The organism is Saccharopolyspora sp. NPDC002686, assembly GCF_040295745.1.
Taxonomy (GTDB): Bacteria; Actinomycetota; Actinomycetes; order Mycobacteriales; family Pseudonocardiaceae; genus Saccharopolyspora; species Saccharopolyspora oryzae.
Genome location: NZ_JBEOVY010000284.1, coordinates 1 through 10,448, shown reverse-complemented (window position 1 = coordinate 10,448; position 10,448 = coordinate 1). Strand labels below are relative to the sequence as shown.

Annotated in this window: 11 protein-coding genes, 3 tRNA genes and 1 pseudogene; 12 read left to right on the top strand and 3 right to left on the bottom strand. The window is 69.4% G+C overall.

Annotated features, from left to right (window positions below; all coding sequences use genetic code 11):
* From ABTZ89_RS29130 to ABTZ89_RS29100, 7 genes and pseudogenes are all read left to right on the top strand, one after another.
* A pseudogene (locus ABTZ89_RS29130) lies at positions 1-248 on the top strand (alpha/beta hydrolase); the annotation flags it as partial.
* Between the two features lie 312 nt (positions 249-560).
* Entirely contained in the window at positions 561-3,188 is a 2,628-nt protein-coding gene (locus ABTZ89_RS29125; protein ID WP_351050608.1) for a putative bifunctional diguanylate cyclase/phosphodiesterase, read from the top strand.
* 135 nt (positions 3,189-3,323) lie between these two features.
* A tRNA-Thr gene (locus ABTZ89_RS29120) sits at positions 3,324-3,396 on the top strand.
* A 105-nt stretch (positions 3,397-3,501) separates the two neighbouring features.
* Positions 3,502-3,577: transfer RNA gene (locus ABTZ89_RS29115), tRNA-Met, on the top strand.
* 71 nt (positions 3,578-3,648) lie between these two features.
* Entirely contained in the window at positions 3,649-3,813 is a 165-nt protein-coding gene (gene rpmG, locus ABTZ89_RS29110) for a 50S ribosomal protein L33 (RefSeq protein WP_093155303.1), read from the top strand.
* 153 nt (positions 3,814-3,966) lie between these two features.
* The gene (locus ABTZ89_RS29105; RefSeq protein WP_270947547.1) at positions 3,967-4,425 is read left to right on the top strand and encodes a MaoC family dehydratase N-terminal domain-containing protein; all 459 of its coding nucleotides are present in this window, start codon (positions 3,967-3,969) and stop codon (positions 4,423-4,425) included.
* The gene (locus ABTZ89_RS29100) at positions 4,425-4,850 is read left to right on the top strand and encodes a MaoC family dehydratase (protein WP_351050604.1); all 426 of its coding nucleotides are present in this window, start codon (positions 4,425-4,427) and stop codon (positions 4,848-4,850) included. The genes ABTZ89_RS29105 and ABTZ89_RS29100 overlap by 1 nt, the downstream gene beginning before the upstream one ends.
* Positions 4,851-4,913: 63 nt before the next feature.
* Here the strand turns inward: ABTZ89_RS29100 and ABTZ89_RS29095 are convergent, their stop codons facing one another.
* Complete coding sequence (locus tag ABTZ89_RS29095; protein WP_351050601.1) at positions 4,914-6,137, bottom strand: pyridoxal phosphate-dependent aminotransferase; 1,224 nt, start codon at positions 6,135-6,137, stop codon at positions 4,914-4,916.
* A gap of 204 nt (positions 6,138-6,341) precedes the next feature.
* On the opposite strand from ABTZ89_RS29095, the gene ABTZ89_RS29090 reads away from it, so the two are divergent.
* From ABTZ89_RS29090 to rplA, 5 genes are all read left to right on the top strand, one after another.
* Positions 6,342-6,414, top strand: a tRNA-Trp gene (locus tag ABTZ89_RS29090).
* Between the two features lie 30 nt (positions 6,415-6,444).
* The gene (gene secE / locus ABTZ89_RS29085) at positions 6,445-6,846 is read left to right on the top strand and encodes a preprotein translocase subunit SecE (RefSeq protein WP_351050598.1); all 402 of its coding nucleotides are present in this window, start codon (positions 6,445-6,447) and stop codon (positions 6,844-6,846) included.
* A gap of 79 nt (positions 6,847-6,925) precedes the next feature.
* On the top strand, positions 6,926-7,795 hold the full coding sequence (gene nusG, locus ABTZ89_RS29080; RefSeq protein ID WP_270947552.1) for a transcription termination/antitermination protein NusG: 870 nt from the start codon (positions 6,926-6,928) through the stop codon (positions 7,793-7,795).
* 152 nt (positions 7,796-7,947) lie between these two features.
* Positions 7,948-8,382: a 50S ribosomal protein L11 gene (gene rplK / locus ABTZ89_RS29075; RefSeq protein WP_150067079.1), complete on the top strand. Its 435-nt coding sequence runs from the start codon at positions 7,948-7,950 to the stop codon at positions 8,380-8,382.
* Between the two features lie 80 nt (positions 8,383-8,462).
* The gene (gene rplA, locus ABTZ89_RS29070) at positions 8,463-9,173 is read left to right on the top strand and encodes a 50S ribosomal protein L1 (RefSeq protein ID WP_270947553.1); all 711 of its coding nucleotides are present in this window, start codon (positions 8,463-8,465) and stop codon (positions 9,171-9,173) included.
* A gap of 78 nt (positions 9,174-9,251) precedes the next feature.
* On the opposite strand, the gene ABTZ89_RS29065 is transcribed toward rplA, so the two are convergent.
* A complete protein-coding gene (locus ABTZ89_RS29065; protein WP_351050593.1) occupies positions 9,252-10,061 on the bottom strand; it encodes a hypothetical protein in 810 nt (269 codons plus the stop codon).
* Between the two features lie 205 nt (positions 10,062-10,266).
* On the bottom strand, positions 10,267-10,448 hold a 182-nt coding region (locus ABTZ89_RS29060), incomplete at its 5' end, for a hypothetical protein (protein WP_351050590.1).

Sequence of the window (10,448 nt, the reverse complement as noted above, 5' to 3'; positions counted from 1 at the left end):
GCTGCCTCGCCGCGCCGCCCGCGGTGCCGCCGGAAGCGTTCGGCGGCCCGCCGCTCCTGCTCGCGCACCCGGCCGACGACCGCTGGACCCCTCCGCTGCTGTCCCAGCGGTTCTTCGACCGGATCAGCGGGCCGACCCGGTCCGCCGAGCTGGCCGGAGCCGGGCACCTGCCGGTCGAGGAGTCCGGGCTGGCCGACCTCGACCGGGCCATCCGGGACTTCCTCGACGAGTTCGGCCTCCAGTCGTGACCTTCGGTGATCGGCGTGCGCGGACCGTGTGCGTCGATTTGGTTGCTGCGGGGATACTCACAGGATCTTCGCGGTTGGCGCGCTGAGCCCAACGAGCGGTGTTGCTCGAGTGGCGCACGTGAAATACCCGCAGGTCAACCCCGGATCTCCGGTGGAGATGTCCGGACCAATGATCGACACCGCTGCTCCGGCCCACGTCCGCCAGGTGCGACGCGGGCCATTAGCCCCTGGCCAAGGCGTGCTGGCGTGCGTCACGATCGTTCGCGGCGTTTTCGTGGTGCGCCCGTGCAGGTCGGGCGGGGAGGAGCGTGGATGATAGGGCGTCACCGCTCCCTCGGTCCACAGGCCGAACTGGAGCCGGCGCGGCCACCGGTGCGTCCTGAAGTCGACCCGGCCCGGCGCCGGGTGTTCGCGGGTTTCTCCTTCGCGGTCCTGGCCGCCGGTGTGCTGGCCTCTGTCCTGACCTCGGCCTGGCTGCCCTTCCACTACCGCTCCGACCTGCTGTTCCTCGGTCCGCTGCTGGCCATGGGCTTCCTGCTGGCCGAGCAGCTGACCATCGACGTGGACGTCAAGCGGGTCGGCTGGACGATCTCCTTCACCGAGATCCCGCTGATCCTCGCCCTGCTCACGGTCCCGTTCGAAGTCGCGCTGGCGGCGAACCTGCTGGCCGGGCTGGGTGCGCAGGTCGGCCGCCGCGCGGCCACCCACGTCGCCTACAACGCCGGGGTCATGTGCCTGGAGATCGCGGTGCCGTTCGCGGTCGCCCACGGGGTCAACCAGGCGCTGATGGAGGTCGCCCCGGTCTGGTTCGGCCCGGTCGTGGGCACGCTGACCTCATCGCTGATCAGTTGCGGTTTCGCGCTCGCCGCGCTGCACGTGCTGGGCGGCGCCATGCGGGTTTCGGCCGGGGCGCGACTGGCGGTGCGCACGCTCGCCGTCGGTCTGCTGAACACCTCGGTCGGTCTGATCAGCTACGAGGTCGCGCTGAGCACGCCGTGGGGCTGGCTGCTGGTGGCGCTGGTCGCCGCGGCGGTGATCGGCCTGTACCGGGCGTACTCCGACCTGATGCGCGAGCAGCGCGACTTGGAAGCGCTCAGCGACGTGAGCCTGAGCGTGGCGCGGTACGGGCAGCGCAGCGCGCAGGGGCCGAGCGAATCCGCGGACGTGGAGCCCGAGGCGGGGGAGTGGGAACCCGTCGCCGAGCGGATCCGGGAGCAGCTCAACGCCACCCGCGTGGTCTTGCGCCTGCGGCTGGATCCCAGCGGCGAGGTGAGCACGCTCGTCTCCGGTGAGCAGCTGCCGGACGCTGCCTGGCAGGCCGCGCCGTCGGCGCTGCGCGACGACCCGCTGCTGCAACTGCCCGGCAGCCACGTGCGCTCGTTCAAGACGTTGGAAGCGCCCGAGGAAGTGCGGCGCGCCCTGCGGCAGCGCGGCGCGTACGAGGCGCTGGCCGTCCCGCTGCGCGGCGCGACCCAGCTGCTCGGAGCCGTCGAGGTGCACGACCGGGTCAGCCGCTGGCGCGGCTTCGGCCGGGCTGACGTGCGGCTGCTGCACACGCTGGCCAGCCACCTCGCGACCGCGATGGACAACCGGCGCCTGCTCGCGCGGCTGCGCCACGACGCCTACCACGATCCGCTGACCGGCCTGCTGAACCGGACCGGGTTCCGCGAGATGGCCGCCGAGGAGCTGCGCAACGGCCGCACCGCGGTCGTGCTGCGCATCGACCTCGACGTGCTCACCACGGTCAGCGAGGCCCTCGGCTACACCTGGGGCGACCGGATGGTCGTCGCCGCCGGGCAGCGGATGCGCGAGGAGCTGGGCGAAGCCCCGCTGGCCCGCCTGGAGGCCAACTCCTTCGCGGTGCTCCTGCTGGACCGCACCGAAGCCCAAGCCCACGAGCTGGCGCAGCACCTGCGCGAGACGATCGCCCGCCCGTACCCGCTGGACCGGATAGTGGTGGAGGCGGCAGGCGTCGCCGGGTACGCCTCGTCCGCGCCGGCCGACGGCGAGTGCGAGAACGACATCGACACCTTGCTGCAGCGCGCGGACGTCGCGGTGCGCGCGGCGCGCAACGGCGAGGACGGGGTCCGCGGCTACGCGCCCGCGATGGGACAGGTCTTCCTGCGCCGGTTCCAGCTGGTCACCCAGTTCCGGCAGGCGATGGACACCGGCCAGGTCGAGGTGCACTACCAGCCCAAGGTGGCGCTGCCCGAGCGCCGCGTGGTCGGCGCCGAAGCCCTGGTGCGCTGGTCGCACCCGGAGTACGGGCGGCTGGACCCGGACGAGTTCGTGCCGCTGGTCGAGGCGACCGGCCTGGTCGACGCGCTCACCTCGTTCGTCATGGAGTGCGCGCTGATCAAGATCCGGGAGTGGCTGGACGGCGGCCTGCGGATGTCGGTGGCGGTGAACCTCTCGGTGCGCAACCTGGCCGACGAGAACTTCCCGGACCACGTCGCCGAGGCGCTGGCGCGCCACGACATCCCGCCCGAGCTGCTGACCTTCGAGCTGACCGAGTCCAGCGTGATGGCCGACCCGGAGCGGGCCCTGCCGGTCCTGCGGCGGCTGCACGCGATGGGCGTGGTGCTGGCGGTGGACGACTTCGGCACCGGCTACTCGTCGCTGGCCTACCTGCGGCAGCTGCCGGTGGACGAGGTGAAGATCGACAAGAGCTTCGTGCTCGGCATGGGCACCGACCTGGGTGACATGGCCGTGGTCCGCTCGATCGTCGAGCTGGGCCACTCCCTGGACCTCGCGGTGGTCGCCGAGGGCGTCGAGGACGACGCCGCGCGCGATCTGCTGGTGGAGATGGGCTGCGACGTGGCGCAGGGCTACCTGATCTCCCGGCCGCTGTCCGAGGAGCGGTTCGAGGCGTGGCTGCAGGCCCGCACCAAACGGGGAACCGGCTCCCGATCGGAGACCGTCCTCACACTCCTGCACTGAGCCCGGTTTTGCCGCCCAGAACGCCTCCTGGCGCCGAAAAACCGGCCCTGACCAGCGTTTTCACCGAAAAGGTACCCCCCTGTTCTGGGGCCCTCGGGAGGTGTGTAAAGTTCTAGACGTTCCGCAGGGAGCAACGCCCCAATAGCTCAGTCGGCAGAGCGTCTCCATGGTAAGGAGAAGGTCTACGGTTCGATTCCGTATTGGGGCTCGAAAGACAGCCGCAGTGCTCGCTAAACTAGGTGCTGTGGCTGTTTTGCGTGGGATATCCTGCGTCGGCTGAGACTCCCGGTGCTCGCATCGAAGGTCTCGGCATGGCGGTGTAGCTCAGTCGGTAGAGCAAGCGGCTCATAATCGCTGTGTCGCCGGTTCAAGTCCGGCCACCGCTACCAGTCACCGGCTCCCGCGGGCCCGCCCGCGAGCCGTCCCAGCAGATTACCGAGGCAGAAAGGCAGGCACCCCCGTGGCCGCCACCGACGTCCGACCCAAGATCACGCTGGCGTGCGAGGAGTGCAAGCACCGCAACTACATCACCAACAAGAACCGGCGCAACAACCCGGACCGCTTGGAGATGAAGAAGTTCTGCATGAACTGCGGCACGCACAAGCTCCACAAGGAAACTCGCTGAGCGGAGTCTCCGCGGTTTTCAGCCCGTCCCCGACACTGGGGGCGGGCTTTTTCGTGCCCGGGGCCGGGGTTTGATCTGTGGGGAGCGGCACGATTCCGGGTCTGAGCTGGTCGGCGGGGTTGGGGCTCTTCCGGGGTCCGGTAGCCTGCGCGGGTGCCGCTTGACCAGTCTTTCATCGGACGTGAGTATCCGCCCACCGCTGCCTACGAGGTGGGGCGCGAGAAGATCCGGGAGTTCGCCTCCGCCATCAAGGACGACTCCCCGCTGTACCGGGACGCCGAGGCCGCGAAGGCCGCCGGCTACCCCGACGTGATCGCTCCGCCGACCTTCGCCGTGATCCTCTCGATGGGTGCGCACGACGCGATCGTCGAGGACCCGCAGCTCGGCCTCGACTACAGCCGGGTCGTGCACGGGCAGCAGGAGTTCACCCACCACCGGCCGATCCGGGCCGGTGACCGGTTGGTCACCGTCGTGCACGTGGACGACATCAAGGCGCGCGCGGGCAACGACTTCCTGACCGTCCGGGCCGAGATCACCACCGTTGAGGGCGAACCGGTGTGCACCGCGAAGTCGATGCTGGTGGCTCGCGGCACCGCGGAGGGCGAGGCGTGATGAAGGTGCGGATTTCCGAGGTCGCCGTCGGCGACCAGCTGCCCGAGCTGAGCGTTCCGCTCACCCGCGCGGACCTGGTCCGCTACGCGGGCGCCTCCGGCGACTTCAACCCGATCCACTGGAACGAGCGGTTCGCCACCGAGGTCGGGCTGCCGGACGTCATCGCGCACGGCATGCTCACCATGGCCGTGGCCGGACGCCTGGTCAGCGAGTGGACCGGCGACCCGGGCGCGATCGTCCACTACGGAGTGCGCTTCACCCGCCCCGTCGTGGTGCCCGACGACGGCACCGGCGCGCAGGTGGACATCACCGGCAAGATCTCGAAGATCAACGACGACGGCACGGTCAAGGTCGCCATCACGGCCAAGAGCGCGGACCAGGGCGTCCTCGGCGGCGCCACCGTCACCGTCCGCCTCCCCCGGTAGGGCCCGGCTCGAACCCGATCTGGTGAGCGCTGGAGGGCACCTGCGGAGGTGCCCTCCACCGAGCTATTCGGCTTCGGCGAGGAGCTCGCCCAGGCGGGTCACGCCGGTGATCAGGTCGTCGTCGCCGAGGGCGTAGGAGAGGCGGAAGTAGCCGGGGGTGCCGAAGGCTTCGCCTGGCACCACCGCGACCTCGACCTGCTCGAGCGCGAGGCTCGCCAGCTCCACGCTGGTCCGGGGGCGGGTGCCGCGGATCTCCTTGCCCAGCAGGGCTTTCACCGAGGGGTAGGCGTAGAACGCGCCCTGGGGCTCGGGGCAGCTGACGCCGGGGATCGCCGAGAGGAGCTCGACGATCTTGCGGCGCCGCCGGTCGAAGGCCGCGCGCATCTCGTGGACGGCGTCCAGGGGGCCGCTGACGGCCTTCAGGGCGGCTCGCTGGGACACGTTGGCGACGTTGGACGACAGGTGCGACTGGAGGTTCGTCGCCGCCTTGACCACGTCCTGCGGGCCGATCATCCAGCCCACCCGCCAGCCGGTCATGGCGTAGGTCTTGGCGACGCCGTTGAGCACCACGCAGGTGTCCGCGAGCTCGGGCACGACCGCGGGCATCGACACGTGCTGGGCGTCGCCGTAGACCAGGTGCTCGTAGATCTCGTCGGTGACCACCCAGATGCCGTGCTCGAGGGCCCAGCGGCCGATCGCCTCGACCTGCTCCGGCGGGTAGACCGCGCCCGTCGGGTTGGACGGCGAGTTGAACAGCAGGACCTTCGTGCGGGGCGTGCGCGCCGCCTCCAGCTGGTCGACCGACACCAGGTAGCCGGTCGACTCGTCGGCCGGGACGACCACCGGAATTCCACCCGGCAGGGTGATCGCCTCGGGGTAGGTCGTCCAGTACGGCGCGGGCAGCAGCACCTCGTCGCCCGGGTCCAGCAGGGTCTGGAACGCCTCGTAGACGGCTTGCTTGCCGCCGTTGGTGACCAGCACCTGGCTGGGCTCCACGGTGTAGCCGGAGTCCCGCCGGGTCTTGGCGGCGATGGCTTCGCGCAGCTCCGGCAGGCCTGCGGCCGGGCTGTACCGGTGGTTCTTCGGGTCGCTGCAGGCGGCGATGGCGGCTTCCACGATCGGCTGAGGCGTGGGGAAGTCCGGTTCGCCGGCGCCGAACCCGATCACCGGGCGCCCGGCCGCCTTGAGCGCCTTCGCCTTGGTGTCCACGGCCAGGGTGGCGGACTCGGTGATGCCGCCGATCCGCGCCGACACCCGGGTCTGGTTCTCCGCGTCAGGTGGGGTCATGGCAGCATGGTGGCAGAAAGTGGTCATCGACACGCTCCTCACCTGCGGCGGAGATGTTCTCCGCGCGACACGGGGGGTGCCGTTGGAAAGCGGTTGTCGGCGTGCCGTACACTTTCGAACCTGGGATGCCTGAGCACACCGTGGGACTCCGGTTCCATGGCGGTGACGGGCGTCCCGAGCTGCGGTCGAGGTCTTGGGCCGCAAAGGGGTGTAGCTCAATTGGCAGAGCAGCGGTCTCCAAAACCGCAGGTTGCAGGTTCAAGTCCTGTCACCCCTGCGTCGATGCGACGGTGAGCGGAGGATTGGCGTGAGCGAGGACCGCGAGCAGGAGCAGGGCGGGGCGCGCGACGACGCCAACCGTCCGTCCAGCGCTGCGGCGCGGCGCGAGCGCCGTGCTTCCTCCCGTCCGACCGGTCGCAAGGGCCGGTCCGGTGAGTCGGGTTCCAGCTCGACGCGCACAACTGAGTCGAAGGGTCGGCCGACCCCATCCCGGGACGGTCGGCAGGGTCGGGTTTCGCTGTTCCGCAAGGTCGGACGCTTCCTGCGCGAGGTCGTCGGCGAACTGCGCAAGGTCATCTGGCCGACGCGCAAGGCACTGGTGACCTACACGCTCGTGGTGCTGGTGTTCGTCAGCGTCATGGTGGCGTTCGTGTCCGGCGTGGACGTGCTCTTCGCCAAGGGCGTGGGCTGGCTGTTCGGCTCCGGCTGAACCTTCGGGCCCGCGCTTTAGGTGGTGCCGGCGGACCAACGACCCGGCACGCAACGCACGAGAGGAAGCGAGACCGACTGTGACCTCCCACGAGGGCCAGGAAACCACCGGCCTCACCGACGAGCAGGTGCAGCCAGCGGCCGAAGAGGTCGAGGCGGCCGCGGACTCGGTCGACGCAGTCGAGTCCGCCGAGGACACCGGTTCCGCCGACGACGCCGAGGCGCCGGCCGACACCGAGACCGACGCTGACGACAGCGCCGACGAGGCCGAGGCTGCTGCCGAAGCCACCGACGAGGCCGCTGCCGACGAGTCCGGCGAGGACGAGGGCGAGGAGACCGACCCGGTCGAGGAGCTGCGCACCGCACTGCGCCGTGCGCCCGGCGACTGGTACGTCGTGCACTCGTACGCCGGCTACGAGAACAAGGTCAAGACCAACCTCGAGACCCGCGCCCAGACGCTGGACGTCGAGGACTTCATCTTCCAGGTCGAGGTGCCGACCGAAGAGGTCACCGAGATCAAGAACGGCCAGCGCAAGCTCGTGCAGCGCAAGGTGCTGCCCGGGTACATCCTGGTCCGGATGGAGCTCAACGACGCGTCCTGGAGCGCGGTGCGCAACACGCCGGGGGTCACCGGTTTCGTCGGCGCCACTTCCAAGCCGTCGCCGCTGACCATCGACGACGTGCTGAAGTTCCTCGCGCCGCAGGTGGAGGAGAAGAAGGCCGAGCCGGGCAAGAAGGCCGCTGGCGCTGCTCCGACCGCTGCCAAGCCCGCGGTGGAGGTCGACTTCGAGGTCGGCGAGTCCGTCACCGTCATGGACGGGCCGTTCGCGACCCTTCCCGCGACCATCAACGAGGTCAACCCGGACGCCCAGAAGCTCAAGGTCCTGGTGTCGATCTTCGGCCGCGAAACGCCGGTTGAGCTGTCGTTCAACCAGGTTTCCAAGATCTGACCGGGCTCCCTCTGGGAGCGCGGCGGCTGCGCGTGGATCTGGCAGGACCGCGCGCAGAAGCGGGCGATGCCACCGTCTCGTGGTCTCGCCAGATTCGGCTCCGCCACTAGGCGGGGCCGGGTAACCGGATAGCGAAGACACAGGAAGCAAACATGCCGCCCAAGAAGAAGAAGCTGGCAGCGATCATCAAGCTGCAGATCCAGGCGGGCCAGGCCAACCCGGCTCCGCCGGTCGGCCCCGCGCTGGGTCAGCACGGCGTCAACATCATGGAGTTCTGCAAGGCGTACAACGCCGCGACCGAGCAGCAGCGTGGCAACGTTGTCCCGGTCGAGATCTCCGTCTACGAGGACCGGTCCTTCGACTTCAAGCTGAAGACCCCGCCGGCCGCCAAGCTGCTGCTGAAGGCCGCTGGTGTCCAGAAGGGCAGCGGCGAGCCGCACAAGACCAAGGTCGGCAAGGTCTCCATGGACCAGGTCCGCGAGATCGCGCAGACCAAGATGGAAGACCTCAACGCCAACGACATCGACCAGGCCGCGAAGATCATCGCCGGTACCGCCCGGTCGATGGGCCTGACGGTCGAGGGCTGACCGAGCCGGAAACGGCAGTGTGGGAGGGCTCCAGCGCAGCCCGACCAACCACAACTGATCCACCGCTGATAGGGACAGAAATGGCTAAGCGCAGCAAGGCATACGAGCAGGCGGCCGAGCTGATCGACAGGACGCGTCTGTACGCGCCGTCGGAAGCCGCCGAGCTCGCGAAGAAGACCTCCAAGGTCAAGTACGACGCCACCGTCGAGGTGGCGCTGCGGCTGGGCGTCGACCCCCGCAAGGCAGACCAGATGGTCCGCGGCACCGTGAACCTGCCGCACGGCACTGGTAAGACTGCCCGCGTCATCGTGTTCGCCGTCGGCGACAAGGCCGCTGAGGCCGAGGCCGCTGGTGCGGACGCGGTTGGTTCCGAGGACCTGATCGAGCGCATTCAGGGCGGCTGGCTCGATTTCGACGCGGCGATCGCCACCCCGGACCAGATGGCCAAGGTCGGCAAGGTGGCGCGGATCCTGGGTCCGCGCGGCCTGATGCCGAACCCGAAGACCGGCACCGTCACCCCGAACGTCACCAAGGCGGTCGCGGACATCAAGGGCGGTAAGATCAACTTCCGCGTGGACAAGCAGGCCAACCTGCACTTCATCATCGGCAAGGCGTCGTTCGACACCGAGAAGCTGGTGGAGAACTACGCGGCCGCGCTGGAGGAGATCCTGCGTGCCAAGCCGTCGGCGTCGAAGGGCAAGTACCTGAAGAAGGTCACCTTCACCACGACGATGGGCCCGGGCATCCCGGTCGACCCGAACGCGACCCGCGGTATCGCGGCTTCCGCCTGATCCCGCAATCCCGCTGAAAGGGCGGGCCGACCACCCGGTCGGCCCGCCCTTTCGCGTTTGCCCTCAAACCTGGCAACGTCAGGGGCAGGTGGCGGTGTGGAGGCTGTAGGCGCTGATCGCCCAGCCCCCGTCCTGCTGCTGGGTGAGCTTGAAGCTGCCCAGCTGGGGGCCGCCCTTCGCCTGGATGCGGCAGCCGTGCACCACTGCTTCCCGGCCGGTCATGTCGATCGCGTCGTAGCCGATCTTCGGGTTCGCGTACGCGTTCCCGTCGGTGATCTGGTCGTGCACCTTCTGCGCCGCGGTGGCGCAGTCGGGGGCCTGGTTGGCGACGGCGAAGCCGTTCGCGCCCGCCGAGTCGAACGAGCCGCACGCGAGGGCCGGGTCGTCGCCGCGCAGGAAGTTGTAGACGTCGAACAGCGCGTACTCCGGGGTCGGAGCCTTCCGCGGGACCGGGCGGACCGGGGGTTGTCCGGGGTTGACGGGTTCCGAGCTGTTGCTGCTGCCGAAGTAGTAGTCGTAGGCGTAGTTCAGCAGCAGGAGGAGCACGAGCAGGTAGATCAGGCGGCGGACGAACTTGAAGCGGAGCAGGCCGAGGGCCTTCTTCCACCAGGGCTTCTCCGGTTTCTCCGCGGGCTTGGCGCCGGTGGGCGGGACCGCGACGTCGCCGCCGCCCTGGGCTTCCTGCCAGCGCTGGAACTCCTGGAACTTCTGGAACTGCTGGAACTGGCGGAATTGCTCGTCGTCGATCGGCTGCGACGGCCCGGCCGGTTGCGGGTCGGGTGCGGCGACGACCTCGCTCTCCACCACCTCGGCGTCCACGACGTCGGCGGGGCGGGACTTGTCCGGCAGGTTGGAGCCGGCCTCAGGCGACTCGTGCTGATCAGCCACGCCCCACATGATGCCCGCCAGTGCGCCGGAGGTCACCACTGGTGATCGGTCCGCACGTAGTCAAGGGGTGGGTGCGAGTCGGCTGGGAGTGTCAAGTACTCTGGACGAGGTTCCACCCAAGACCGCTGGTCTTCTCCGCGCCCCGCTGGGGTTCGGGGAACGAAGGTCCCGTGAGATGCGGGCGGCCCGCGCAGGAGGGACGAGGCTACGCGTGCGCGCTCTGCGCGCCCATGATCTTTACGCCCCGTGCTTTCTGCGCCGGGGCGTTTTGTCGTCTCAGGACCGACTGGATGCGGATCACAGTCGGAGATAGAGAGGAGGCGACATGGCGAAACCCGACAAGGTCGATGCGGTCTCCGAGATCGCTGAGAAGTTCAACACTTCGAC

What these genes read in the sequence shown, in the direction of transcription:
- ABTZ89_RS29125 (WP_351050608.1), top strand. Translation starts at nt 561, where the DNA reads ATGATAGGGCGTCACCGCTCCCTCGGTCCACAGGCCGAACTGGAGCCG.
- ABTZ89_RS29100 (WP_351050604.1), top strand. Translation starts at nt 4,425, where the DNA reads ATGAAGGTGCGGATTTCCGAGGTCGCCGTCGGCGACCAGCTGCCCGAG.
- ABTZ89_RS29095 (WP_351050601.1), bottom strand. Translation starts at nt 6,137, where the DNA reads ATGACCCCACCTGACGCGGAGAACCAGACCCGGGTGTCGGCGCGGATC.
- rplK (WP_150067079.1), top strand. Translation starts at nt 7,948, where the DNA reads ATGCCGCCCAAGAAGAAGAAGCTGGCAGCGATCATCAAGCTGCAGATC.
- rplA (WP_270947553.1), top strand. Translation starts at nt 8,463, where the DNA reads ATGGCTAAGCGCAGCAAGGCATACGAGCAGGCGGCCGAGCTGATCGAC.